This window comes from Streptomyces yongxingensis (assembly GCF_055597465.1).
Genome location: NZ_CM145717.1, coordinates 628161 through 652282, shown reverse-complemented (window position 1 = coordinate 652282; position 24122 = coordinate 628161). Strand labels below are relative to the sequence as shown.

General features: G+C 69.3%; 25 protein-coding genes and 1 pseudogene. 14 read left to right on the top strand and 12 right to left on the bottom strand.

Annotated elements, in window-relative coordinates; translation table 11 throughout:
* Positions 1–30: 30 nt before the first annotated feature.
* Together ACZ6TD_RS02920 and ACZ6TD_RS02915 are read right to left on the bottom strand one after the other, a co-directional pair.
* On the bottom strand, positions 31–996 hold the full coding sequence (locus ACZ6TD_RS02920; RefSeq protein WP_471349911.1) for a D-2-hydroxyacid dehydrogenase family protein: 966 nt from the start codon (positions 994–996) through the stop codon (positions 31–33).
* Positions 989–2332 (bottom strand): MFS transporter, encoded by a 1344-nt coding sequence (locus tag ACZ6TD_RS02915; protein ID WP_471349908.1) that lies wholly within the window; start codon positions 2330–2332, stop codon positions 989–991. The genes ACZ6TD_RS02920 and ACZ6TD_RS02915 overlap by 8 nt, the downstream gene beginning before the upstream one ends.
* Before the next feature lie 175 nt (positions 2333–2507).
* On the opposite strand from ACZ6TD_RS02915, the gene ACZ6TD_RS02910 reads away from it, so the two are divergent.
* From ACZ6TD_RS02910 to ACZ6TD_RS02885, 6 genes are all read left to right on the top strand, one after another.
* Positions 2508–3419, top strand: a complete 912-nt coding sequence (locus ACZ6TD_RS02910) for a helix-turn-helix domain-containing protein (RefSeq protein WP_471349905.1) — start codon at positions 2508–2510, stop codon at positions 3417–3419.
* A gap of 162 nt (positions 3420–3581) precedes the next feature.
* Positions 3582–4319, top strand: a complete 738-nt coding sequence (locus ACZ6TD_RS02905; protein WP_471349902.1) for an alpha/beta fold hydrolase — start codon at positions 3582–3584, stop codon at positions 4317–4319.
* Between the two features lie 332 nt (positions 4320–4651).
* Complete coding sequence (locus tag ACZ6TD_RS02900; protein ID WP_471349899.1) at positions 4652–4849, top strand: ferredoxin; 198 nt, start codon at positions 4652–4654, stop codon at positions 4847–4849.
* 1 nt (position 4850) lies between these two features.
* Positions 4851–4988 carry a hypothetical protein gene (locus ACZ6TD_RS02895; RefSeq protein ID WP_471349897.1) on the top strand — a complete coding sequence of 46 codons (138 nt, stop codon included), beginning with the start codon at positions 4851–4853 and terminating at the stop codon, positions 4986–4988.
* Positions 4989–5055: 67 nt separating this feature from the next.
* Entirely contained in the window at positions 5056–6288 is a 1233-nt protein-coding gene (locus ACZ6TD_RS02890) for a cytochrome P450 (RefSeq protein ID WP_471349895.1), read from the top strand.
* A gap of 640 nt (positions 6289–6928) precedes the next feature.
* Entirely contained in the window at positions 6929–7573 is a 645-nt protein-coding gene (locus ACZ6TD_RS02885; protein WP_471349893.1) for a TetR/AcrR family transcriptional regulator, read from the top strand.
* A gap of 285 nt (positions 7574–7858) precedes the next feature.
* Here ACZ6TD_RS02885 and ACZ6TD_RS02880 read toward each other — a convergent pair whose 3' ends face one another.
* Together ACZ6TD_RS02880 and ACZ6TD_RS02875 are read right to left on the bottom strand one after the other, a co-directional pair.
* A complete protein-coding gene (locus ACZ6TD_RS02880; RefSeq protein ID WP_471349891.1) occupies positions 7859–8089 on the bottom strand; it encodes a hypothetical protein in 231 nt (76 codons plus the stop codon).
* Positions 8090–8175: 86 nt separating this feature from the next.
* Positions 8176–8580, bottom strand: coding sequence for a nuclear transport factor 2-like protein (locus ACZ6TD_RS02875; RefSeq protein WP_471349890.1), 405 nt, complete (start codon positions 8578–8580; stop codon positions 8176–8178).
* A gap of 160 nt (positions 8581–8740) precedes the next feature.
* Here ACZ6TD_RS02875 and ACZ6TD_RS02870 point away from each other — a divergent pair, with 160 nt between their 5' ends.
* From ACZ6TD_RS02870 to ACZ6TD_RS02860, 3 genes are all read left to right on the top strand, one after another.
* Entirely contained in the window at positions 8741–9136 is a 396-nt protein-coding gene (locus ACZ6TD_RS02870; protein WP_471349888.1) for a nuclear transport factor 2 family protein, read from the top strand.
* A 185-nt stretch (positions 9137–9321) separates the two neighbouring features.
* Positions 9322–9633: a hypothetical protein gene (locus tag ACZ6TD_RS02865; RefSeq protein WP_471349886.1), complete on the top strand. Its 312-nt coding sequence runs from the start codon at positions 9322–9324 to the stop codon at positions 9631–9633.
* A 236-nt stretch (positions 9634–9869) separates the two neighbouring features.
* On the top strand, positions 9870–11030 hold the full coding sequence (locus ACZ6TD_RS02860; RefSeq protein ID WP_471349885.1) for a PP2C family protein-serine/threonine phosphatase: 1161 nt from the start codon (positions 9870–9872) through the stop codon (positions 11028–11030).
* A gap of 164 nt (positions 11031–11194) precedes the next feature.
* Here ACZ6TD_RS02860 and ACZ6TD_RS02855 read toward each other — a convergent pair whose 3' ends face one another.
* From ACZ6TD_RS02855 to ACZ6TD_RS02845, 3 genes and pseudogenes are all read right to left on the bottom strand, one after another.
* The gene (locus ACZ6TD_RS02855; RefSeq protein ID WP_471349883.1) at positions 11195–11335 is read right to left on the bottom strand and encodes a hypothetical protein; all 141 of its coding nucleotides are present in this window, start codon (positions 11333–11335) and stop codon (positions 11195–11197) included.
* Positions 11336–11620: 285 nt separating this feature from the next.
* Positions 11621–11704: pseudogene (locus ACZ6TD_RS02850) on the bottom strand (CGNR zinc finger domain-containing protein); the annotation flags it as partial.
* A 17-nt stretch (positions 11705–11721) separates the two neighbouring features.
* On the bottom strand, positions 11722–12129 hold the full coding sequence (locus ACZ6TD_RS02845; protein ID WP_471349881.1) for a GNAT family N-acetyltransferase: 408 nt from the start codon (positions 12127–12129) through the stop codon (positions 11722–11724).
* Positions 12130–12519: 390 nt separating this feature from the next.
* Between ACZ6TD_RS02845 and ACZ6TD_RS02840 the strand changes: the two genes are divergently transcribed.
* From ACZ6TD_RS02840 to ACZ6TD_RS02825, 4 genes are all read left to right on the top strand, one after another.
* Complete coding sequence (locus tag ACZ6TD_RS02840; RefSeq protein ID WP_471349878.1) at positions 12520–12942, top strand: VOC family protein; 423 nt, start codon at positions 12520–12522, stop codon at positions 12940–12942.
* A 107-nt stretch (positions 12943–13049) separates the two neighbouring features.
* Complete coding sequence (locus ACZ6TD_RS02835; RefSeq protein ID WP_471349875.1) at positions 13050–14081, top strand: aldo/keto reductase; 1032 nt, start codon at positions 13050–13052, stop codon at positions 14079–14081.
* A 238-nt stretch (positions 14082–14319) separates the two neighbouring features.
* The gene (locus ACZ6TD_RS02830; protein WP_471349872.1) at positions 14320–14544 is read left to right on the top strand and encodes a hypothetical protein; all 225 of its coding nucleotides are present in this window, start codon (positions 14320–14322) and stop codon (positions 14542–14544) included.
* A gap of 300 nt (positions 14545–14844) precedes the next feature.
* Complete coding sequence (locus ACZ6TD_RS02825) at positions 14845–15525, top strand: FadR/GntR family transcriptional regulator (RefSeq protein ID WP_471349871.1); 681 nt, start codon at positions 14845–14847, stop codon at positions 15523–15525.
* Positions 15526–15668: 143 nt separating this feature from the next.
* On the opposite strand, the gene ACZ6TD_RS02820 is transcribed toward ACZ6TD_RS02825, so the two are convergent.
* The 5 genes from ACZ6TD_RS02820 to ACZ6TD_RS02800 all read right to left on the bottom strand — a co-directional run bounded on the left by ACZ6TD_RS02820 (position 15669) and on the right by ACZ6TD_RS02800 (position 22999).
* Complete coding sequence (locus ACZ6TD_RS02820; RefSeq protein ID WP_471349869.1) at positions 15669–17717, bottom strand: right-handed parallel beta-helix repeat-containing protein; 2049 nt, start codon at positions 17715–17717, stop codon at positions 15669–15671.
* A gap of 83 nt (positions 17718–17800) precedes the next feature.
* Entirely contained in the window at positions 17801–19732 is a 1932-nt protein-coding gene (locus tag ACZ6TD_RS02815; protein WP_471349866.1) for a DUF8034 domain-containing protein, read from the bottom strand.
* A 54-nt stretch (positions 19733–19786) separates the two neighbouring features.
* Positions 19787–20734, bottom strand: coding sequence for a carbohydrate ABC transporter permease (locus ACZ6TD_RS02810; protein ID WP_471349863.1), 948 nt, complete (start codon positions 20732–20734; stop codon positions 19787–19789).
* A complete protein-coding gene (locus tag ACZ6TD_RS02805) occupies positions 20724–21599 on the bottom strand; it encodes a carbohydrate ABC transporter permease (RefSeq protein ID WP_471358783.1) in 876 nt (291 codons plus the stop codon). The genes ACZ6TD_RS02810 and ACZ6TD_RS02805 overlap by 11 nt, the downstream gene beginning before the upstream one ends.
* Before the next feature lie 38 nt (positions 21600–21637).
* On the bottom strand, positions 21638–22999 hold the full coding sequence (locus tag ACZ6TD_RS02800) for an ABC transporter substrate-binding protein (protein WP_471349860.1): 1362 nt from the start codon (positions 22997–22999) through the stop codon (positions 21638–21640).
* A 277-nt stretch (positions 23000–23276) separates the two neighbouring features.
* On the opposite strand from ACZ6TD_RS02800, the gene ACZ6TD_RS02795 reads away from it, so the two are divergent.
* Positions 23277–24056: a FadR/GntR family transcriptional regulator gene (locus tag ACZ6TD_RS02795; RefSeq protein ID WP_471349858.1), complete on the top strand. Its 780-nt coding sequence runs from the start codon at positions 23277–23279 to the stop codon at positions 24054–24056.
* Positions 24057–24122 lie beyond the last annotated feature (66 nt).

Here is a 24122-nt window from a genome sequence, read left to right as displayed (position 1 = left end):
GTGTGCCGTACGTGGTGGTGGGTGGTCTGCTCACGGGGCGACCACGCGGATCGGGTGACCCGCGGCGTACGCGAGGATGTCCTCGAGCGCGTCGGAGTAGAAGACGTCGTAGGTGCCCGCGGTGACGTAGCCGAGATGCGGGGTGAGCACCGTGCGCGGGGCCGTGCGCCACGGCGAGTCGGCCGGGAGGGGCTCGGTGGAGTGGACATCCAGGCCGGCCCCGCCGATGGTTCCGGCGTACAGGGCAGCGAGCAGCGCCTCCTCGTCCACGACGGGCGCGCGCGAGGTGTTGATCAGCAGCGCGTCCGGTCGCATGAGCGCGAGGTCGTCGCGGCCCAGAAGTCCGGTGGTGCGGGCGGAGAGCTTGAGGTGGATCGTCACCACGTCGGACGTGGCCAGCAGCTCCCGCTTGTCGACCGGAGTGACCCCGACGGCGCGGGCGCGCTCGGCGTCGAGGTGGGAGCTCCAGGCGACGACGTCCATGCCGAAGGCGAGCCCCACGCGGGCGACGCGGGTGCCCACGCCACCGAGCCCGATGACGCCGAGGCGGGCGCCGTGCAGATCACGCCCGACGGTCCGCTGCCAGGCGCCCTCGCGTACGCCGCGGTCCTCGGCGGGGACGGAGCGGGCCAGGGCGTGGATCAGGCTCCAGGTGAGTTCGGCCGTCGATGTCAGCCCCGCCCCTCGCGTGCCGGACACCACGATCGCGCGCTGCCGGGCCGCGGCCACGTCGATGGCCGCGTTGGCCGGGCCCGTCGTCACCAGTAGGCGCAGGTTCGGCAGCCTGTCGATGACCGCGGCCGGGAACGCGGTGCGCTCGCGCATGGCCACGACGACGTCGAACGGCTCCAGCGCGGCGATCACGTTCTCGGGACCACCCAGGGGCTCGGTGAAGACCGTGAGGTGCGCGCCGTCCGGCAGGGCGCTCCAATCGGCGTATTGGTTCGCGACTCCCTGGTAGTCGTCGAGGACCGCCACTCGGTGAATCTCAGGCACAGCCGACCTCCTCACGGCACGAGTTCACACGGCCCGCGCCTACCGGGTGCCTCACGGGCTCCGACGGGGCGGCAAGCGGTTCGGCGGGGCTGGGGTGGACCAGCTCCAGAATCCAGATCCCGGCCCCGGCCAGCGCGATGACAAGGCCGAGCCCGCACACGCCCGGCCACCCCGCGAGCGGGTACAGCGCCGCGGTCAGCGCCGAGGCGACGGTGGCCCCGGCGAACGCGGACACCATGAGGGCCGTCGTCACCCGGCTCCGGGCGTGCGGGACCCGGCGGTAGATCGCACTCTGGTGGCTGATCAACAGGGACTGCTGGGCGAGGTTGAGCGCGATGATGCCGACGGTCAGCGCGATCAGGCCGCTCGGCCCGCCCACGCCGGCGACGGCGAGCACGGGCCAGCTGACCGCCAGCAGGACCAGTCCGCCCGTGGTCACCCGACGGCCGTGTCCGCGGTCGGCGAGCCGCCCGGCCTTCGCCGCCGCGGCGGCTCCGACGACCCCGGCCAGGCCGAACAGGCCGATGACGGCGGGGCCGAACCCGTACGGCGGGCCCGCCAGCAGGAACGACGACGCGGTCCACAGGACGGTGAAGCAGCCCATGCCGACCGCCGCCAGGGCCATGCGCCTGCGCAGCAGCGATTCGCCGCGTACCAGCGCCGGCACCGAGCGCAGCAGCTGGGGATAGGTGCTGCTCTCCGACCGCGGGACGGGGCGCAGGACCAGGCGCAGGGTGACCGCCAGGGCCGCCATCAGGACCGCGGCGAAGAGGAACACCAGCTGCCAGTCACCGATCTGGGCGAGCACTCCGGCGACGGTACGCGCGATCATGATCCCGATCAGCAGCCCGCTCATCACCGTGCCCACCGCCGACCCGCGCTGGTGGTCCGGCGCCAGCGACGCGGCCATGGGCACCACGATCTGCGCCACCGCGGAGGTCGCTCCGACCACCCCGATCGCGGCGAGCAGCAGCCCCAGCGACGGCGACGCCGCCGCACCGAGGAGCGCGAGGGCGCTCAGGCCCAGCAGCACGGTCACCAGGCGGCGCCGTTCCAGTACGTCCCCCAGGGGCACCAGCAGCGCCAGCGACAGCGCATAGCCGACCTGCGAGACGGTGATCACCAGGCCACCGGCTCCCTGGGACACCCTGAGCGCCTGCGATATCACGGGCAGCAACGGCTGGGCGTAGTAGATGTTCGCCACCGCCGCGCCACACACCACGGCCAGCAGCAGCACCGTTGCCCGGCTCAGGGTCGGAGGGCCGGTACCGGGCCCGTCGGCGGGCGCTGTGCGAGGGCGAGCCGCACCACTCGCGACGAATTGTGGATCGTTCATGCCGTAATCCTGTTCCGGTGATGCGTGAACGTCAAATTATGGATCGAGCGATCCAGGTGCCCCGGCCCAGGGCTGCCTCCCCTTCATCGACGGTGCGGGCCAGGAGCCAGACCCGCCGTTGGCTATCCACAGCTGGGTCAGGCTAGGTGTCGCGAGGCCGTCCATACTCGAAGCCATGGATGGAAAAACGCAGCTCGGGAGCTTTCTGCGGGTGCGGCGCTCCCAGCTGCGCCCGGAGGATGTCGGGGTACCCACCTACGGGGAGCGCCGGCGTGTGCCGGGGCTTCGGCGCGAGGAGCTGGCGATGCTGGCGGGTGTGAGCACCTCTTACTACACCCGGCTCGAGCAGGGGCAGTCACTGAGCGCGTCACCTGAGGTTCTGGACGCGATCGCCGGGGCTCTGCGGCTGGACGAGTCCGGGCGGCGATACCTGCACGACCTGGGCCGGGTGGACAGGCAGCGCACCCGGAGCCGGCGGCCGGCGCCGGAACGGGTGACGGAGGCGATGCGCCAGTTGCTGGACGCACTGGGCGACGTTCCCGCGATCGTGCTCGGCCGGCGCAGCGACGCACTGGCGTGGAACCACCTGGGCCATGCGCTGTTCGCCGGGCATCTGGACCCCGGCGCCCCTGACCTGCCGGCGCGGCGTCCCAACATGGCCAGGCTGCTGTTCCTCGACTCCCATGTCCGTGATCTGTACGCGGACTGGCCGAGCAGGGCCAGGGCGGTGGTCGCGAATCTGCGCCTGGTGGCGGCCCAGCATCCGGAGGACGTGGCGCTGCACGCGCTCCTGGGCGAACTGTCCGCGAAGAGTGCCGAGTTCGCCTCGATGTGGGCCGAACACCGTGTCAAACCCTGCACCGTCGCCGCCTATGAGATGCGCCATCCGCTGGTGGGATCCCTGACCGTCATCCTGCAGACCTTGAGCAGCGGGCCGGGGCCCAACGTGGTGGTCGCCACCACAGAAGCGGGCTCGCCCTCGCGGGCCGCGCTTGCTCTGCTCGCCCAGGCCACCAGCGAGGCCACCACGCGACCTGGCCTCTCCTCCGGCGCGGCACACAAGCGGCCCCGTGCCGACAAGGGCTGACCCCCACAACGCACCGGGCACTGCCGCCGCACCAAGGCAGTCCAGGAAAACAGCGGGCGAGTTGCCCCTCCCGCGGGGCGATGTCCCGCGGGAAGACCCCACGCGTCCCACGACATGCATCGGCATGTTCTGCCGCATGCCCGAAAACAGACAGGAGAGAACATGGCCACCTACGTACTGATCCACGGTGCTGGACATGGCGGCTGGTGCTATCGGAAGGTCGCTCGTCTACTGGAGGCCGAGGGCCACACCGTGTATTCCCCGACCCTGACGGGGTTGGGCGATCGGTCACACCTGGTGAGCCCGGATGTCGATCTGAACATGCACATCACCGAAGTGGCCAACCTCCTTTTCTACGAGGACCTGAGAGACGTGGTGCTCGTTGGCCACAGCTACGGCGGCACAGTGATGAAGGGAGCCGCTGATCGCGTCAGCGACCGGGTCGGGAAGCTCGTGTTTCTCGATGCCCCCGATGGCCGGTCGCAGATCGAGGCATTCCCGGCCCTCCTCAAGGAGAGGGAAAATGGCCAGGTCATCGACGGTGTCGAGCTGGTACTCCTTCCCAGCGAGGACCTGGTGAGGTTTTTTGGGATTACGGACCCCAAGGACATCGAGTGGACGCTGCCACGCCTCACCCCTCACCCATGGAAAACTCTGGAGCAGCCGCTCGTCCTGAACAACGAGCCAACACTGGAGGCGATACCGCAGTACCGGATTGTCTCCACCACAAGTCTGGGTCTTGGTATCCATAACCAGGATCTGATAGCCAAGGCGCGCGCTGAAGGCCGATTCTGGGAGATTGACAGTGGACACGATCTCATGATCAGCGATCCTGAGGCTGTCGCCGGTCTGCTGACGGAGATTGCGTCCGCGGCGGTCCGGACCACAGGCGAAGTGTAGGCGTCGGCCTGCATCGATACATCTCCCCAGGTCTGAAGCGCTGGGAACACGCCGATCCGCGGACGCACGACGCGACTGCGCACACATCCTCGACGTGGCCGAAAGGGAGGTCGCCGAGCAGGGGGCCGATGCTTCCCTGGAGCGGATCGCCCGGCTGGCCGTCCGAACCGCTGGTCCGCCGGGCCGTGCGGGTCGACGCGGTGGCATCCGTTCCGCATGCCGCTTCACGATCTCTTGTCACTCTAACCTGACAGCCATAAGGTGATGCGTGTCAGGTCATGCGGGTTGGGGGGCGGATGGGCCTGAACTGTGCTCACGGGAAAGGCAGTTGGGTGAAGATCACGGTCGATGAAGAGAAGTGCTGCGCTGCCGGGCAGTGCGTGCTTGTGGCCCCGGAGGTGTTCGATCAGCGGGACGAGGACGGCATCGTGGTGCTGCTCGACCCGGAGCCCGGGACGGCGCAGGAAGCCGCCGCGCGAGAGGCCGCGCAGGTGTGTCCGGCTGCCGCGATCCTGATCGAGAGGGGCTGACGTGACGGCCGCCCCGGAACCGCGGCGGCTCGTCGTGGTCGGCGTGCTCGGCAACGGCATGGCCCGCTCCCTACGCACCTGGCGGCAGGCTGTCCTCGACCGGGCCGCATGGCCCGCGGTTGCTCCGTCCGCCGCATAGGCGCCGACGGGCCACGTATGCGCAACTCACCCGGAGAACAGAGACGTCGGAAAGAAGGCAAGGCGACATGACCTCCTCCGCACCCCCCACCCCGGCACCCGACAGCGAGGCGCCCTTCTTCCCGACCCCGCGCACCTGTCCCTTCAGCGCGCCGCCGCAGCACGCCGAGTTCCGTGAGGCCGGCGGCCTGCACAAGGTCACCATCTGGGACGGCTCGCGGCACTGGCTCGCCACCCGGCACGAGGACATCCGCGCCGTCCTGGGCAGCCGGTGCTTCAGCGCCGACGTGCGCCACCCCGAGTACCCGCTCGACTGGTCCACTCAGCGCGAGGAGCAGGGCGGCCTCTTCCTGCGCCTCGACGACCCCGAGCACGCCCGGCTGCGGCAGATGCTCACCCGGGAGTTCAGCGTCAAGCGCACCCGGGCCATGCGCGACGAGCTCCTGCGGATCACGGACGAGCTGATCGACGCCATGCTCGCCAAGGGCGGTCCCGTCGACTTCGTCCAGGAGTTCGCGCTCGCCCTGCCGTCCCGGGCCATCTGCCTCGTCCTGGGCGTCCCCTACGAGGACCGGGACGTCTTCCAGATCCACGCGGACCTCGGCGCCGACCTGACCGCCACGCACGAGGAGCGCGTCCAGGGACAGCTGGAGGCGATCGCGTACTACACGGATCTCATCGAGCGCAAGCGCCGCGAGCCCGGCGACGACATGATCAGCCGTCTCCTCGCGGACCACTCCGGCCCGGACGGATTCCCGCCCGAGACCATGCCCGGTCTGGTCGCGCTCCTGACCGGAGCAGGGCACGAGACCACCGCGAACATGCTGGGTCTGGGCTTGACCGCACTTCTCGTCAACCCCGACCAGCGTGAACGGCTGATCGCTCACCCCGAGTTGGCGGCCAGCACCGTGGAGGAGATGCTGCGCTACTGGAGCATCGTCGCCGTCAACCCGCGCCGGGTCGCCCTCGAAGACGTGGAGATCGGCGGACAGCTGGTCCGCGAGGGTGAGGGCGTCATCGTCTCGCTGGTCGCCGGCAACCATGACCCGCGCGTCTTCGACACGGACGAGTGCCCCGCCGACCGGCTCGACATCGGCCGCAATCCCCGCAACCACGTCGCCTTCGGCTTCGGCACCCACCAGTGCCTGGGCCAGAACCTTGCCCGCGTCGAAATGGAGGTGGCCTGGCCCCGCCTCTTCGAACGGATCCCCGGGCTGCGGCTGGCCGTCACCGAGGACGAGCTGGACTTCAAGAGCGAGACCGCCGTGTACGGCCTGAAGTCCCTGCCCGTGACCTGGTGAGCGCCGGCGCGTTCACCGTCGGAGGCTACCTCGACGGCCGCGGCAGTCGTATGGAGGGAACGGCGGCGCTGATCACCGGTGCCGGCAGCAGCGGAGAATTCCTCGGCACGGGAGCCGCGACCGCACTACTGCTCGCCGCACAGGGCGCCACAGTCGGGATTCTCGACGTCGGTGAGGAGCGCGCCACGCACACCCGCACGCGTATCGATGCCCGGAGTCACGCTGGATCACCGGCACGGTGCTCCCCGTGGACGCAGGGACCACACCGCGACCGGCCTGGGCATGTTGTCCCGCCTGACCGCACCCCAAAACGGAGAACAGCCATGAGTAGGGGCCGAAGACGTCGAGGCCGCCGACGCACAGCGCACGGCGAGTGCGCGCCGGGCGGCGGGGGAGCAGGTCGTGGAGGAGATGCTGGGCGCGGCCTTCCCGACCACGAACATCAAGGCCGTGCCAACGGACTCAGCGCGGAGGAGATCCTGGAAGCCGTGCTCCACACCGTCCCGTACATTGGATACCCAGCAGCCGGCCAGGCGATGGCCACGGCCACGCGTGCCCTCGGGCAGGCGTAGCCGCTTCGGGGAGGCCGGCCCGGCCGGGCCGGCCTCCCCGAAGCGGCTGATGGACCACAATGAGAAAGGTGAACGACCAGCCATCCACCACCGTACGCAGGCGCAACGCCCGAGGCCAGGGCGAGCGGCTGCGCCAGGACATCCTCGCGGCCGTCGGCCGCCTGCTCGACGAGAAGGTGGCGAACGACGCCCTTCCCGTCTCCCTCCGCGAGGTCGCGCGCGAAGTCGGCATCGCCGCCCAGAGCATGTATCTGCACTTCGCCGACAAGGACGAGCTGGCCCGTGCGGTCACCGAGGACGGCTACGAGCGTCTCGTCGCTGCCATGCGCGACGCCGACGCCGAAGCGGTCGACTGCGGGGCCGATGCCCGCGAGCGGCTGTGCGCTCAAGCCGACGCCTACTACACCTTCGCCCGCACCCAACGTGGCGTTTACCGCCTCATGTTCGGCTACGACGCCACCGCCTTCGGGATACCGCGCGATGCCCATCCCGCTCGCGCTCTGTGGCAGCAGTGGCTCGACGCCCTCCATGCCTGCGAGAACGAAGGCCGGCGCTGGCCCGATGGCGTCGAACACGCAGCCACCACCCTCTGGTCGGCCCTCTTCGGCCGCTTCGCTCTTTGGGCCTCCACTTTCGGACAGCAGGACCCGGAAGAACTGACGGCCTTCGCCCACCGCACCGTCGACACCGTCCTCCGCGGTGCGAGTGGGTGAGACCCGGCATTGGATGCCGACCCGGGTTATCGCGTTCCTTCCGCTGAAGCGCCTTGCCGGTAACCCCGGGCTATCCGCAACACGCAGGGACGATGGGGTCGGCGTGGCAGGCGTTCCGGGATGAGCCGGACACGGACAGCCTCGTGGAACGTCTGTCCGATGCCTGGTGATGGGACTTCGATGATCCGGTCGAGGCGGCCGAGATCATCCAGTTCGCGGACCTGCTGCTGCGGCGGGCCGAACGCGCTGAGCGCCGTCAGGCGGCAGCGGTGGTATAGGCCGCTCTCATCGCCCGGCCTCACGCCGGGCGAGCTCCTTGAGTTCCATGCGCGCGGCGGGTGTGCCCGACGGTCCACACCAGTAGGGGTGCCCGGCGATCTGTTTCGACAGCTGCTGCAGGCGTCGACGGTCCGTGGTGGTACTGGCCGTCGGGCCGGATTCGGCGAGCTGCCAGTACGTGCGGTACCAGGCGGTCTGCGCCTCCACGAGGTCGAGGGGGAAGTCGTGCTGGTTCATGCCTCGCATGAGATCACTTGTTCGAATTCAGGGGCAATCAGACACCCGAGGGTGTGGCACCCGGATGACCCGAGCGAGGCCAAGAATCAGGCTCCGGCGATGGTCCGGCCCGGCATCGGCTCCGCGAGCGCGGCCCGCCAGGCCGGCGCGCCGAAGGGGGCGGCGAAGTACTGCGTCTCGTGCGCCACGTGCTGGTCGGCGAATTCCATGATGCTCACCGAGTACGAAGGCACACCGTCGTAGGTGATGAGGCATTCGCTCACCCACAGATTCGCATGGCCGGTGATCCGCCGGACGGTGAAGTGTCGGTCGGCCGGGTGCCCGCCGCGTTGCGCCGAGATCATCGCTCGGCCCCGGAACCGCTCACCTGACTGCGGGTAGTCCAGGATCGCGTCCGTGGCGTAGATGGCGTGCTCGGCTTCGGTGTTCCCGCGTTCCGAGGCCCGCCAATGCTCCTCGATCGCGGCCCTGGTCCGGGAGTCAGCGTCCATGGCGCCACCCTTCCGTAGCGGTGACAGCCTAGGCACTCCGGGCCACAGCCGCCCCGAGGCCGGGCGGGCCTGGGTGCAACGCCCTCATTGACAATCGGAACGCCGTTCCGTATAAGTGAAGCGGAGGAAGTCTCCGATTGGTTTTCAAGGAGTTGAACCATTGAGTGACACCCCGCGCGCGGTGTTCGAGAAGCTGCTGGCCGGCATGGTCGACCGCGACTTCGACAATCTCTGGCAGCTCTACGCGCCGGACATCGTGTTGGAACACCCGTTCGCGGTGCCGGAGCCGACTGTGACCCGCGGTCAGGAGGGCCTGCGGCGGCTGCTGGACGGACTGCGGGAGTGGTTCGAGATGACCGCGAAGAACGTGGTCATCCACGAGACGGCCGACCCCGAGGTCATCGTGGCCGAATGGGACTACGAGATGCGCGTGCCCGGCACCGACAAGCAGCTCACCACGGCCAACGTGATCGTGATGCGCGTTCGCGACGGCAAGATCGTCGAGTCCCGCGATTACCACAACCACGCGGCCCTCACCCAGATCATCACCGGCTGAGCGCCCCACGCCTGACCACGGGCCGGGAAACGCCTACTGGCCATACTCGCCATCGCCACCCGGGTCGGCCTCGCCTCGGCGGGCGCAGACTCCCGGCCAGGGGTCCCGGCCGCTCCTCGTCGAGGGCACTGCGACAACCTGGTCACCCTGGAGGGTCTCGAACGCCAGGACCAGTTGGACGACCTGTGGGTCTCCCACTGCCGCAGCCTGCGCGCCCCGGCCGCCTCGGTGAGCTGCCCGCCCTGCGTGAACTCAGCGTCGAGGACTGCGCGGTGCTCGTGGACCCCGGTGGCCTGGCCGGTGCCCCGGTGGACGACGTGACCTTCTCCCAGGTGCCGAACCTGGGCTCGCTGCCTGCCCTGGAGGACTGCCCCGACCTGCGGAAACGGACGCTCATCGATTGCCCGCGCGTGGCGACGTGGGAGGCGTACGACGGGCGGCCCGGTCCCATGCACACCGCACTCACGGTGCGGGGAGTGGACATAGCCCGCTACTGACCGCCCGCAGCGCCCTCAGTCGCAGGTTTCTCTCGACTGCTCGGTGACCAGGGCCACCTCTGCGGCAGGGCGCCGCGCCCACCGCCCGGGGACGGTCTGTATCGCCTCCGCCCGCCACCGATCGGGGGTGATGCGGCGTGGGCCCGCGCACTCCGTCCGTGCCCTCGGGTATGGCGGTAGGGGCGGGAGAACACTCTCTCACCGCCGTAGGCCGGACACGGAGTGGGAGAGCGCGGATGGCGGACGAGGTGAGGGCCGGTGGCCGAGGAGCCGGTGCGCGCCGGGGCGTGGTGGGCGGGGCGGGGGAGGGGGCGCGCGGTGGCTGGGCGGGGCTGCTCGGCACGGTCCCGGTGCTGCTGCTGATCGGCGGTGTGGTGTTGGACGTCTTCGGGCCGGTGCCGTACGCCGGGTTGCCCCTGCTGTCCGCCGGCCCGCTCGCGGCCTGCATGGTGCTGACGTTCCGGGGCGCGGCGATCACCGCGGCCGCTGCGTGTGTGCTGGCGGTGTGTGTGGATGTGCTGGTGAACCGCCCGCTGACGGCGCTCGTGGTGAACCTGCTGGACGTGGCGGTGATCAGCGCGATCGCGCTGTGGCTGAAGTGGGTGGTCCAGCGTCAGGGGCAGCGCTTCGCGGCGGTGCGCGCCGTGGCCGAGGTGGCGCAGCGGGCGGTCCTGCCACTGCCACCCGCGCGGGTGGGGGCGGTGTCGGTGGCCACCCGCTACGAGTGCGCGCACGCGGAAGCGCTGATCGGCGGGGACTTCTATGCGGTGCGCAATTCGCCGTTCGGGGTGCGGGCGCTGATCGGGGACGTACGGGGCAAGGGGCTGCCTGCCGTGTCCACCATGGCCGTGGCGACCAGCGCCTTCCGTGAGGCGGCGGAGCAGGCGGCGACGTTGCGGGAGCTCGCCGAGTACATGGAGCGGGCCCTGACCCGGTTCGCGGCGGACGTCGGTGACCAGCCGGACGCACTGGAGCGGTTCGCCACCGCCGTACTGGTCGAGGTCAGCGAAGAGGAGGGGCGGGTGCGGTTGCACCACCGCGGTCATCCGCCGCCGTATCTGATCCGCGGGGGCCGGGTGACGTCGCTGGAGCCATCGGTTCCGGGGCTTCCCCTGGGGCTGGGGATGCCGGAGGGCGTCGGCGTATCCGGCAGTGACACCTTCCCCTTCCACCAGGGGGATTACCTGTTGCTGGTGACCGATGGTGTCACCGAGGCGCGCGACCGGCACGGGGCCTACTACGAACCCCGTACGAGGCTGGCCCACCGAGATTTCCGCACGGCGTCGGAGGTGGTGGACGCGCTCGTGGCGGACGTCACCGATTGGACCGGTGGCCGACGGCATGACGACATGGCGATTCTGGCCCTCACACCGCTTTTCACCCGGTCGGTGGACTGAGACTGCGGCCCGGTAGGCCGCCGTTTCCCCGATCCGAGTGGGGGAAATGAGTTCGGGGAGTGGCGCCCGCGGGACGCTCGCGTTGCCTTTGGGCTCTGCTTCGCCGGGTGGCGTCTGGAGATCGGCCGCTGCCCACCGCGCGAATTCTTGGTGTCTGGTCGGGGTCAGGCTCTGGGGCGGGTGATCAGCCGGCCGCGGACCGTGCCGTGGCGTAGTCGGTCCAGGCCCTCGTTGAGGCCGAGGCCGCCCAGGCTGATGAGGGCGATGACATCACCCGGTTCGGCCTGGGCCTCGACGTCCACCACGACCCAGCCCGGGTCCGCTACGGGGTCCGGCGGTTCGGCACTCTGCAGCGGGACGCCCTTGCCAGTGCCGGAATGCCTTCATCGTTTACTCCAGGGCTGGGCTCGTCGACTGAGGCGAACCGCCGCAGCCTGCCGCCACGCCAGTTCCCGCTGGCGAGCGGGCGGTTGTTGCCTGTGGTCCCATCAAACCCCAGACGCGTGCTCCTCCGACCCCGATTCACACCCGACGGCAGCGCCACTGGGCGAGTACCCGCAGGCGCTCCAGCGGTGCGCCGACGGCTGGGCTCAGCCCTGGTGGTGGCGGGCGTGGTGGCGCTGGGCCTTGGCCCGGTTGCCGCAGCCACTCATCGAGCACCAGCGTCGGGTGCCGTATGGCGCGCCCTCGGTCAGCTCCAGATCATGCAGATCCGGCGTGCGAAGTTGACGTATCCGATGCGTTGGAAAGCGTTCGCCATGGGGGTGTTGCCGAGATCCGTGGCTGCCCGGATGCGGGGGACATCCTGCGCGCTGAGGATCCGGGTGCCTTCGGCAAGGATCTCGTCGATGTAGCCGTTGCCCCGGTGTTCGGGGAGTACGGCGAGGTAGCCGATGACGGGGTTGTAGTCGTTGCGCGCCGGGGTGACGAACCCCACCGGCTCGCCGTCCGGCAGTGTCGCGATCCGCCACCAGTCCCGCGGGCTCCGGTAGTGCGCGAGCTCCTCCTCATAGTGTCTGGCCGCCGCTTCGCGGGGGGACATCCGGGTCAGGTCGTCCCTGCTGTGCGCGTCCAGCGTTCCGTCCAGGACCCGAGTCATCAGGGCGAGGATTTCCTCGGTGTCGCCGACCGGCCGGAACGCCAGGCGCCCTCCCGGTTCGGGGAGTGGTGTCCCGGGACGTCACTCCAGAAGCAGCCGTTCGACGAACTGGCGGGCGCCGGTCCGTGTCAGGAGGCGTGCTCGGCCCAGACGGGCCGGTGGCTGGGACTCGGGAGAGCCGGCCACTGCCGACCTCGCCGGACACGTTCGTGTTTGCAGCAGCGAGAGCAGCACGAGCAGCCGGGAGGAAGGTCTATCCATGACACCTGCCTCCCCGCAGTAAAGGTCACAACCTGTCCTATACCTTCGCCACAGTGGCATACGAGCCGTTCGGGAGGCATAGCCCCCGGTCACGGCAGCCGTTCGTCACATCGAAGCGAGGAGCAGGTCATGTCCGTCACGACCACCACTCACCTGAATTTCCGGGGCACTGCACGTGAGGCACTGGACTTTTACCGGTCCGTCTTCGGTGGACGTACTGTCGCGGTCACCTACAAGGATGCGGGCGCCGTGCAGAACGAGAGCGAGGCGGACTGGGTGATGTGGGGCGAGGTGGTCGGCGACAACGGCTTCCACGTCATGGCCTACGACGTGCCCTCGCAACTGCCCTGGAACCAGGGCGAGAACCCGTTCTTCGTCTCCGTGCGCGGTGACGATGCCGAGGAGATCAGCGCCTTGTGGGGCAAGCTCGTCGAGGGCTCGGCCATCGTGCGTCCGCTGGAGCCTGCGCAGTGGGCGCCGCTGTACGGCATGCTCACCGACCGGTTCGGCGTCACCTGGGTCCTGGACGTCGCTGCCCAGTACAACGGCTGATCCAGCCGACCTGGCATGCCTGCGCCGTCCGGGCCGCCGCAGCCACCCTGGCGGTCTGGACGGCGCAGGCACCGAGCACGTAGAAGAGCGGAAGGAAGCGGGTCACCGTGCGGATGCGGAAGCTGGGACAGACCGGCATCGAAGTCAGCGCCTACTGCCTGGGCACCATGGTGTTCGGCAAGATGGGCAACCCGGATCACGACGACTGCGTGCGCATGATCCACCGAGCGCTCGGGGCGGGCGTCAATTTCGTCGACACCGCTGACGTCTACGGCTACAGCGAGACCGAGGAGATCGTCGGCAAGGCCCTCAAAGGACGCCGTGACGAGGTCGTGCTGGCGACCAAGTTCAACGGCCCGATGGGCGAAGGCCCCAACCGCAGCGGCAGCTCCCGGCGCTGGATCATCCAGGCGGTCGAGGGCTCGCTGAAGCGGCTGCAGACGGAGTACATCGACCTTTACCAGATCCACCACCCCGACCCGCACACGGACATCGAGGAGACCCTCTCCGCTCTCACCGACCTCGTGCGTGCCGGGAAGGTCCGAGCGATCGGCTCCTCCAACCTGCCGGCCTCGGAAATCGTCGAAGCCCAGTGGGTGTCGCAACAGCGTGGACTGCACCGCTTGCGTACCGAGCAGCCCACCTACTCCATCCTCAACCGGGGCATCGAGCGTGAGGTCCTGCCCGCCTGCCGCCGCTACGGCCTGGGCGTCCTGGTGTGGAGCCCGCTGGCCATGGGCCTGCTCACCGGTCGCTACCGCAAGAATGCCCAGCGGCCCGACAACGCCCGCATGCAATGGGTCCCCGAGCACCTCACCGACGAACGCAAGCTCGATGCGGTCGAGCAGTTGCTCACTCTCGCCGAAGAAGCCGGCCACTCCCTCACGCACCTGGCCATGGCCTTCGCCACCAGCCACCCCAATGTCACCTCCGCCATCATCGGCCCGCGCACCATGGACCACCTCGACGACCTGCTGGCCGGCGCCACCCTCACCCTCGGCGACGACCTCCTCGACAAGATCGATGCAATCGTCCCGCCCGGCACCGACATCAGCCCTCTGGACGTCTCCTACACACCCCCCTCGCTCAACCGCACGGACCTGCGCCGACGCCCACCCCACGAGCGAGCCGCAGCCTGAGAACGCCATGACCGTCCTCGACAGCCGCGCCCTCAACCACGCCACCCTCGCCCGTCGGCACCTGCTGACGCGCAGCAACACATCCGTGCCCGAGGCGGTGGCCCACCTGTCCGGAAGCGCTCATCCCCATGGCTCAGCTCCCACCCCGAGGTCTGTGGCACCGGACTGACGGTGCCAGCCGGGCAGGAGCCGACGGCTACGGGTCCGACCTGGCCTCACCGTTCCGTACACTCACGGGATGAACAACTACACGTGCACCCACTGCGGCACCGTCGGTCTGGCGGAAGGTTTCATCGAGGACGCCGGCGAGCACTCGCGCGGGTACGCGCGCTGGATCGAGGGCGCGATGGAGCGGGGATTTTTCGGGGGTGCCAAGCGGACGGGTCGTCCCCGGCGGCAGATAGTGGCATTCCGCTGCCCCGAGTGCGGGCACCTCGATCTGTTCGCCACCGGCGAGGTGTAGGCATCCGACTTCGGGACTCCCGAGCAACTATCAAGAGCCTCCGCAGGATCCCTCATCGCCTGACCCTCTCGGCGGCCAGGGGCGGGCCTGACGCATCGGGCCGTGACATGGGATGTGTTCATTCGGGCGCAGTCGGATCACCAGCTATGGATCGGGCGGGGGAACGCACTTCCGCAGGTGACGGCCGAAGAGTGTGGCCATCGGCGAGCCTGGTGCCCATGAAGAACTTCGCGTCCCTTTTCGGAACATGGGAGGTCCTGTTAGCGTGACGTGCGCGAGCAGGGAGTGTGGAGTCCGCCTATGTCATTGACCGACAAGGCAATCGCCCGCATCAGGGAGCTGATCCAGTCCGGCGAACTGCCGCCGGGCGCCAAGCTGCCGCCCGAGCAGCAGCTGGCCACGGAGCTCGGTCTGTCCAGGAACCTGATGCGTGAGGCGGTCAGAGCGCTTGTTGTCGCGCGGGTCCTGGATGTCAGGCGGGGCGACGGGACCTATGTGACGAGTCTGGAGCCCGCGCTGCTGCTCGAGGGGCTGGGCGCGGCGGTGGAGTTGCTCCACGGGGACACCCTCCTGGAACTGACCGAAGTGCGCAGGCTCTTCGAGCCCATTGCCACGAGCCTTGCCGCCACCCGGATCTCCGACGACGACCTCGTCGTGGTCAGGCACCACCTTGACGCGATGAAGGCCGCCCGCGACGATGTCGAGCTGCTCAACGAGCACGACGCCGCCTTCCACGGGGCGGTGATCGCAGCCGCCGGGAACAGCACGCTGGCTACGCTGCTGGAGGGGATCTCCAGCCGCACTGTGCGCGGCCGGGTCTGGCGCGGCATGGTCGACGACCACGCCGGCGACCGGACCATCGCCGAGCACGAGGCGATCTACGCCGCACTGCTGCGCAGGGACTCCGCACTGGCCGAGGCCGCGGCGCTGATGCATGTGAGCACGACGGAGCAGTGGCTGCGTCAGCACCTGGACCACTGACGAGACCGCAGGCCGACCGGGACCGGACTGTCACGATCCGGGGCGCCAACCGGGCCGGTTCGGGGGCGGGTCCGCCGGCCGGCTGTTCAAAGATGCGCAGCACCTGGCTCGTCGATGGCGCTGCGCATCCAGCCGTACGGGATTCAGGAGGTCCGGTGCTTCTTGGCGGCGCCGTTCGGCGCCGATGTGGAATGCCCGGCGTCGGCGCGCAGTCCGGGTTCGATGCCGGCCTGTTCCATGACCTGGCGTGCTGCCGCCGGCCAGTTTCCGTCGCTCACCTTGACGTTACCGCTCAGGATGTTGTTGTGCGGTGCCCCGGTCGCCACCTGGGTGGCACCCGTGTTGTACCAGTTCTCCGAGAACGTGCTGTCATTGGTGTTGTTGGTTCCGCTGGCGTTGGTGAAGGCCCACACGCCGGCGTCCCGGATCACGTTGTGCCGGAGTGTGACGTGGCGGGAGCCCTCGTCCAGGTAGAGGCCGACGGTGTTGCGGTTGTCGTAGATGTAGTTGCCCTCCATGACGGTCCCGGGGCTCGCCGACAGGTTGTACAGGCTGCCGCCGTCGTGGAAGACCTTTTTGGTGCCGTGGATGAGGTTGTGGCGGACGACGTTGTCCGACAGCGTCGTCGGCGTGGTGTAGACCGGTTGGTAGTTGTACAGGCCGCGGTTCTTGTAGTCCGTGCTGCCGCCGGGGTCGTTGGCACCCCAGCCCCAGCCGACGTCGATGCCGTCGTAGGCGAGGTCGGAGACCTCGTTGTGCTCGATCACCGCGTGGGTGACGTAGGTGGACAGGATGCCGGACATGTCCTTGTAGTCCTGGGCGACCTGTGTCACCAGGTTGTCCGTGATGGTGATGTCCTTGTTGGCCATCGCGGGGTTCGAGGGGTGGTGGGCGTCGGGCTGCACACCGCCGGCCACGATGCCCGCGCCGGAGTCTTCGGTGAAGGTGTTGCCGTGGACGGTGATGCCGGATGTGCCGAGGCCGACACCGGAGGCGTGGGCGTTCGCGTCGTTGCCGATGCCGAGGGCCACCTGGCCCAGGTGGGTGAAGGTGTTCCCGGTGAAGGTGATGTCGCTTGCCGCCGAGACCTGCACGGCCGCCGGTATCTGGTGCCAGCCGTTGCGGGCCCCCTCGAACAGCGGGCAGCCGGACTGGCAGGAGGTGAGGAAGTCGGCGGGCTGGGGGTACGCGGACGGGATGAAGGTGCCGTTCTGCTGGTTGGCGTAGCCGGTCGAGGTGCCCGGCTGGAGCCACGTGGAGTACTCGAAGCGGACACCCTGGATGGTGATGTCCCGGGCCGGGTTGTCGTAGGTGCCGCCGATCTGCAGCAGCGAGGTGAGCTGCGGCAGTTCGATGTCGCTGTCGCCCGGATCCTGACCGGCGGGTGCCTTGTAGTAGAGGAGGCCCGCCTCCGGGTCGAGGTACCACTGACCCGCGGTCTTGAGGAAGGAGTAGGAGTTCTCCAGCAGGAGGGTGCCACCGGCGAAGGGTTTGGCGATGGTGTCGTAGCCCCAGTTGCTGTTGTTCCAGGCCGGCTGCTGCATGGTGATGGTCGTGCCGCTGATGCTCCGCACGGGCGCGTACCGGTCGGTGAAGGAGTTCTGGCTCTCCACCTCGATGCGGTTCTGCCGGGGCAGCGAGGCGAGGTAGCTCAGGGCGGGGTTGACGATGGTCAGCCCGGTCTGCGTCACCTTGACGTCGTTGCGCGAAATGGTGATCGAGGCACGGGGTGCGAGGGCGCCGTCCACATAGAGCTGCCGTGCGTCCTGGCCCTTCGGCACCTGTGCGACATAGACGTTCGACGCCGCGTTCTCGAGTCGCCAGCCGGTCACCCGCCGGCCGCCGGACACGACGGGTGTCTCGCCGGGCCGCGCCCGCCAGGTGACGGTGTGGCCGTTGCGGCCCGAGTCGGCGCCGCTGAGCTTCCAGGGTTTTGTCAGGTGGTAGGTGCCGCCGGACAGCTCCACGACCACGTCGGACGCGTCCGACAGGTCACGCGCGAGGCGCTGGGCCCGGTCGAGGGTGGCCACGGGGTGGTCTGCCGTGCCCTGGTCGCGGTCGCTGCCCCCGGGGGCGACGACGATCGTGGCGACGCGGGCGGCCGAGGCGTTCGCGGGAGCCGCTGCGAGGCCGGTGAGGGCGGTGGCGGCCGCGGCGAGGGCCGCGAGGGCGATTCTGGGATATCGGTGCATGGCTGGTCCCGGGGTCGAAGGGGTGGAGTCGGTCAGCGACAGCCGGTCCGTACCGTGTGCCGGGGCGAGTGGATCAGGCGCTTTCATGACGTCGCCCCGGGGTCGTGTCCGCCGAACGGCGTCCGGTAGGACGGCGGCCGGGTGCGCAGGTCGAGCTGGAGTGTCAGGCGGATCCGGGTGGAACGGGGCAGGTCCACCTGTAGCCAGGGGGCGTCGGCCTGGGTGGTGGCGGACGTGACGGCGGGCCGGCCGTGGCCGTAGTCGTACAGGTCGCCGACCCAGGCGGGGTCCTCGCAGATGGTGTGCTGGACAGCTCGGATGGTGTGTTCGGCGAAGGCTCCGGCCTGCACGATCACCGATCGTGAGGCGTGGGGATCGAGGTTCACCAGGTCGACGACGGTGGCCTCCGGGTCGATGCGCGAGACCAGGGCCGCCACCGACGGGGGCAGGCCCGGGCGTGCGGCGGTGGCGTCGTAGTACCGCACTCGTGCCTGCTGCAGGCCGCCGTTGTAGACGACTTGTGGCGCGCCCCAGGTCAGCTGTACCAGGGCCTCGGTGACGACCGGGTTCGACTGCTGCCACAGGTGGATGTCGGCTTCGGCCACGTCGGTGCCGCGGAAGCGCTCCATGCGGGTCAGCCGGTGGCGGACCTGGGCCTGCGCGGCGGCCAGGATCCGCTCCGGGTAGGAGGGGTCGTCGCCGCTGAGGAAGGCGAACCAGGGCTCCTCGTGCCCGGCCTCCTCCTTGCTGCGGAAGGGGCGCACCGTGCGCCAGTCGTAGCCACTGGCGGAACGGAGCCGTTCGAGGCGTTCCCTGTCCGCTGCCGAGGCGGAGTGGTGCCACAGAGCCATCGGGACAGCCATCAGCATCGGGTTGTAGTCGAACCAGCCCCGGTCCGCGTGCCGGAACGGCACATGCAGCGTGGGTGTGACCACGTCCTCGCCCAGTTGGACGACCCATTTGGACCGTAGGCTCGAGTCCGAGTCCGTGAAGGCCATGACCTTGCCCTGGGCGATGATCTCGTCCAGGGCGGGACGCACGAGGTCCAGGCAGGAGTCGTCGCCCGTGGCTGCTGCCCCGGCCAGGGCGGCGGTGATCGCGGCATGCCCGACGCTGTACCACCCGTGTGGCCAGGACCAGCCGTAGTGACCGCCGTACCAGCGGCCCTCCAGCAGCCCGCCCACCGTGCCGTCCGGGGCGACGTTGTCCGGCAGGACGCCGCCACGGGCAGCCGCACGCTCCCGCCAGGCGCCCACGTACTCGGCGATCCAGTCGCGGTAGCGGTCCTCCCCGGTGAGAATCAGGGCGTTGAGGACCAGTCCGGTTACGGCCAGGTTGACCGCGGTGTCTCCCTCGCCCATCCTGCGGCGCATCTCCTCGCCCAGCCGCGGGTCACGGGCCGGCGGCGGTGTGTCGGACGCCGCCCCCAGCGTCCACTCCAGGGGGAAGCCGTATGTCCGGGCTTCCTGGGGAAGCCAGGGATACGCGTCGCCGTCGAACAGCCCCTCGCGCCGCGGGTCGCTGCCGTTGTGCGGTCGGCTGATGATGCGGTGGGCGGGGTCGTAGTTGCCGTACTTCGGGTCCACGTACAGCTCCGCGAAGCGGCGCGCCCGCCCGGAGAAGCGTTCGGGAGCGGCCATGCACAGGAAGTAGAACAGCAGCATGCTCTCGCCCTGGTGGAACCAGTCGTAGCCCCGTTCGAACTCGTCCCTCAGCATGCCCAGCTCGGTCAGCTGCCGGGTGACTCCTTCCCAGTGCCGTTCGGACGCCGCGAGCAGATCGCTGTGCCCGCCGAGCAGGTAGAGCTGCGGCCAGTTGAAGAAGACCTCGTAGAAGTCGTCCGCGCCGTCGCGGGAACTCAGCCGGCCGCGGTACTTCAGCCGCCCGTCGTCTTCCGTGAAGTCCGTTGCGAACCGGCGCCAGGCATCGTCGAGCAGGTCGAAGAGCGCCCGCTGTGCGGTGGCCCAGCCCGGTGGCTCCAGCAACGGCACCGAGGCTGTGATGACGGGGCGCATCGGATCTCCATTCGGGCCAGGCGGCACCCGGACGCGGCGTGCGCCGGGGGGGGCTCAGTTCTTCGTGGCGCCGGCGAGCATGCCGGCCACCAGGAAGCGTTGGGAGAAGAGGAAGACGACCAGTACGGGAGTGATGGCCAGCAGTGTGGCCAATGCCAGTTCGGGACGCTGGACGGCGAGTGAGCCGGCCGTGGGGTTGAACTGGGGGACGTCGTTCAGCAGAGTCCCCAGTCCCACCTGCACCGGGAACTGGCGACTGTCGGGCAGCATGACGTAGGGGAGGAAGTAGTTCGTCCAGTTCGCCACGAAGCTGAAGAAGCCGACGAGGGCGACGACCGGAGCGGCCAGGGGGAGGGCGACGCGGCGGAACACACCGACCTCGGTGCAGCCGTCGAGCCTCGCGGCGTCCAGCAGCTCCCGCGGCAGTGCTGTACTGAAGTAGATGTAGGCCAGGTACACGCCGAAGGGATAGAAGGCGTACGGCAGGATGATCGACCACATCGAGCCGATCAAATGCACCGCGTTGACTTCCAGGAACAGCGGAACCACCAGCGTGGCGTTCGGCATGAGCATCACCACGAGGGTCGCGATCAACAGCGTGCGCCGCCCCCGGAACTCGGTCATCGCCAGTCCGTAGCCCGCGGGGATCGCCACGCACAGGGTGATGACCAGGGCGAGGAACGCGTACAGCGCCGAGTTGCGCAGCCACAGGAAGACGGCGTTGCCCTGGTAGTCCGTCAGCGCGTGCCAATTCGCCCGCAGCGCGTGCCAGGATCCGAAGGACAGCGGGTTGCTGTGCACGAGCTGGCTGTCGGTCTTGGTGGCGGCCAGCACCAGCCACAGCGCGGGGAGCACGAAGAAGACCAGGAACAGCGCGAGCACCAGAGCGGGCAGCGGCTGGACGCCAAGGCGGCGGGTAGCGCGGCGCGGCTTCTTCCGGGGCCGCGGTGCCGCTGCGGGAGGCGGCAGCGGGGGAGCGGTGGTCCGGGTGTCAGTCCGCATCGAAGAACCCCGATCGGGCGACGAAGACTCCGGCGACGACGAGGGAGACCACCAGCAGCTCCACCGAGACGGCCGCCGCGGTGTTCACGTCGTTGTTCTGGAAGGCGAAGTCGTACGACAGCTGATTGAGCGAGTAGTCGCGTCCGGCGACGCCGACGCTGGCCTGCGACAGGAGCTGGGGCTCGACGAAGAGCTGGGTGCCGCCCGCGAAGGCGAGGATCACCATGTAGACGATCCACTTGCGCAGCAGCGGGATCTGGATCCGCCATGCGGTCTGCCAGGGCCCCGCGCCATCGATCCGCGCCGCTTCCATGACGTCCGGCGAGATGTTGTTCAGCGCCCCGTACATCACGATGATCCAGCCACCGGCGCCGGTCCAGAAGGCGATCAGGGTGAACAGGACGGGCAACTGCGACGGGGCGATGACCTGGGCGAAGGTGGGGAAGCCGAGCCCGCGCAGCAGGAAGCCGACCGGGCTGACCGCCGGGTCGAGCACGAACAGCCAGACCATCACGCTCGCCGCGCCTGCCAGTGCGCCGGGGAGGTAGTAGAGGAAGCGCAGCAGCTTGCTCATGCCCTGTGCGGCCAGTCGGTGCAGCAGCAGGGCCAGACCGACGGAGAAGACCACCAGGCTGGCGAGCCAGCACACCAGGTAGAGCCCCACGTGCTCGACGGCGGCGACGAACCGGAAGTCCCGGGCGGCCGTGGCGAAGTTCGACAGGCCCACGAAGGTGCCATCCGCGTCGGTGAAGGCGAAGCAGACCGCATAGACGGTCGGGACCACGCCGAACGCGGCCAGGAGCACCACGTACGCCGCGACGAACCCGTGGCCGGAACGGACCGGCGACCTGCCGTGGCGGGCGATCGGCCGGCGAGCCCGGCCGGCTTCCGCGGACGGCGCGCTCACCGGCTCACCTCGTACCCGTCGCTGCGCGCGTAGTTCACGATCGCTCGCTCCCAGGCCGGCAGGGTCGAGACGAGGCTCTTCCCCGCGGTCAGCTCCGGCGTGACGGTCGCGGCCCAGATGGCCTCCTGGCTGAACTGGCCGTACCCCCAGCCGGGCCACACCTGGTCGGCCGCGGTCCGCAGAGGACGGGTGATGTCGTTCGCGTAGTACCCGGAGGACGCCTGCTGGGCCAGCCAGGTGCCGGCCGCGGGCGCGTACGCGGGATAGCCGGGGGCCTTCTTGCCCTGATAGTCGTCCGAAGTGGTCACCCAGGTGAGGAAGGCGGTCGCCGCCTTGAGGTGCGCACTGTGCGCGGACAGCAGCCAGGTGCCACCCCCGACGTTGCCGACGGACGGACGGGACTCCCCGGACCACTGAGGCATCGGTGCGACCGCGATCCGATGGGCCGGAGTTTTGAACGATCCCTGGAACAGCGAGCCGCCGTACCACGACGGGCCTGGCATCATGAGGAGTTTGTCAGCGGCGTTCTTGTCGAAGTCCGAACTGAACACGCTGCTCGAGGAGAGCGTCTTGTTCTTGATCAAAGTGTCCAGGAGGCCGGCCATGCGCCTGCAGTTCGCGCCGCCGGTATCGACCGTTACCGCCTTCGGCCCGGTGATGTGGTTGGCTCCGCACTTGCCCGCCCACAGGTAGATCTCGGGCGTGAACGCGTCACCCGCCGAGCCGATCAGGTAGCCGGGATGCTCGGCGGCGACCTTCTCGCCCAGGGCCTGGTACTCCTCCCAGGTGCTGGGGACCTGGTATCCCCACTTCGTCATGAGGTCGGCGTTGTACCAGAGAACGGTCTGCGCCAGGTCGTTGCGCAGGCAGTAGAGAGTTCCGTCGACGGTGCACGGGTCGTTCGCCCCCTTGGCCCAGCCCGCAAGTGTGGACTTGGGGATCAGCCCCTTGTCCAGAGGGGCGGTGAAGCCTGCCTCCACGGCCCAGGACGTCTCGTTGTTCTGGGAGCTGAAGACCACGTCCGGCCAGCCGTGGCGGGTGCGGTTGAACAGGCTCACCTTGGTGCGCAGGTAGTTGGAGCCATTGGCATCCCCGTCGTACGTGACGATGTGCATCTTCACCGAGGGATGCCGGGCCTTGTACAGCTTGGCAGCCGCCAGGCGCGAGGAGTCGACCCACACCGTCAACGTGCCGTCCGTCTGCTTCACCGGATGGAAGCCGTCCCGCGGGCCGGCGGGTCCGCTGCCGCAGGCGGCAACGGCCATCAGGGCGAGCACGCCGCCTGCGGCCATGCCCCCGAGCCGTCCGCGTCGCTTTCCCGATCTCTTCGCGCCGACCGCGCGGACCTTCACTGCCATGAACGACTCCGCTCATCGTGGCTGGCCTTGGTCACACATAAGAGCCGGTCGACGGAGGTGAGTCAACGGGATAGGCATGCTTATTTACAAGATCTATTGCCCTGAGTGCCGTACGAGCGACGCATTTTGCTGGTTTATGTTCCAGATTGGGTAACTCTTTATCGCGAATGAGTATGACTCATTATCTGGGAGAAGAGTGCAGGTGTACGCTCCCTGCACCAGGGGACCAGCCACGGACGGAGTGATGTGCCCCCGTGTCGAGGTAGGAGGCAAGCCGTTGGACGAGAAGCCTGTAGCGGCGGCAGACGGCAAGCCGCCCCAGGAGCGGCACGACGCCGGGCCGACGGGTCCCTACCGTCCCGGATATGAGCTGGTTGCCGAGCAGATCCTGGAGCTCATCGCCGAGTTGCGCCTGGAGCCGGGCGAGCGGATGCCGACCGAGCAGGACTTGGCGTCGCGCCTGGGCACCAGTCGCACCGTGGTGCGGGAGGCCGTGAAGATCCTGTCAGCCATCGGCCGGGTGCGCGCGCAGAAGGGGCGCGGGCTCTATGTGACGGACGACGAGGGCTTGCTGGGGCCCTCACGCTGGGCAGGCTTCTTCCTGCCGACCGACCTGGAGCACGTCTACCAGCTCTTCGAGTTCCGGCGGGTACAGGAGGCCGCGGCGAGCCGGCTGGCCGCCACCCGGGCGACTCCGGCCGAGCTGCGCGCCATCGAGGCCGCCGCCGAGACGTGCCGCGAGGGCCACCTGACAGGTCGGCGCGAGCTGTTCGACCGCGGCGACGAGGACTTCCACATCAGCATCGCCACCGCCGCGCACAACCCGTTCCTCGTCGCGGCGGTGCGTGAGGCACGCCGGCTGCAGCGCCAGTCCAGCACCATCGGACTGCACGGCACAGTCGGCGGTCACGCGGCGGAAGCGGTGGAGGAGCACGCCGCCATGTACCGGGCCATCCGGGAAGGCGACCCGGAGGCGGCGGCCGAGGCCGCCATGGTCCACCTGGACAACACGCTCGATGACTACCGCCGCGAGATCCAGCGCAGAGTTTTCGGCTGATCCGCGGAACCGGTGCCGCCCCCCGGCGGCACGCGGCCAGGCGGGGCGGGGCCCGCACGCTCACCG

Coding starts and splice junctions, on each gene's coding strand:
- ACZ6TD_RS02915 (WP_471349908.1), bottom strand. CDS start 2,332: ATGAACGATCCACAATTCGTCGCGAGTGGTGCGGCTCGCCCTCGCACA.
- ACZ6TD_RS02910 (WP_471349905.1), top strand. CDS start 2,508: ATGGATGGAAAAACGCAGCTCGGGAGCTTTCTGCGGGTGCGGCGCTCC.
- ACZ6TD_RS02905 (WP_471349902.1), top strand. CDS start 3,582: ATGGCCACCTACGTACTGATCCACGGTGCTGGACATGGCGGCTGGTGC.
- ACZ6TD_RS02890 (WP_471349895.1), top strand. CDS start 5,056: ATGACCTCCTCCGCACCCCCCACCCCGGCACCCGACAGCGAGGCGCCC.
- ACZ6TD_RS02880 (WP_471349891.1), bottom strand. CDS start 8,089: ATGAACCAGCACGACTTCCCCCTCGACCTCGTGGAGGCGCAGACCGCC.
- ACZ6TD_RS02875 (WP_471349890.1), bottom strand. CDS start 8,580: ATGGACGCTGACTCCCGGACCAGGGCCGCGATCGAGGAGCATTGGCGG.
- ACZ6TD_RS02860 (WP_471349885.1), top strand. CDS start 9,870: ATGGCGGACGAGGTGAGGGCCGGTGGCCGAGGAGCCGGTGCGCGCCGG.
- ACZ6TD_RS02845 (WP_471349881.1), bottom strand. CDS start 12,129: ATGACTCGGGTCCTGGACGGAACGCTGGACGCGCACAGCAGGGACGAC.
- ACZ6TD_RS02840 (WP_471349878.1), top strand. CDS start 12,520: ATGTCCGTCACGACCACCACTCACCTGAATTTCCGGGGCACTGCACGT.
- ACZ6TD_RS02830 (WP_471349872.1), top strand. CDS start 14,320: ATGAACAACTACACGTGCACCCACTGCGGCACCGTCGGTCTGGCGGAA.
- ACZ6TD_RS02825 (WP_471349871.1), top strand. CDS start 14,845: ATGTCATTGACCGACAAGGCAATCGCCCGCATCAGGGAGCTGATCCAG.
- ACZ6TD_RS02820 (WP_471349869.1), bottom strand. CDS start 17,717: ATGCACCGATATCCCAGAATCGCCCTCGCGGCCCTCGCCGCGGCCGCC.
- ACZ6TD_RS02815 (WP_471349866.1), bottom strand. CDS start 19,732: ATGCGCCCCGTCATCACAGCCTCGGTGCCGTTGCTGGAGCCACCGGGC.
- ACZ6TD_RS02810 (WP_471349863.1), bottom strand. CDS start 20,734: ATGCGGACTGACACCCGGACCACCGCTCCCCCGCTGCCGCCTCCCGCA.
- ACZ6TD_RS02800 (WP_471349860.1), bottom strand. CDS start 22,999: ATGGCAGTGAAGGTCCGCGCGGTCGGCGCGAAGAGATCGGGAAAGCGA.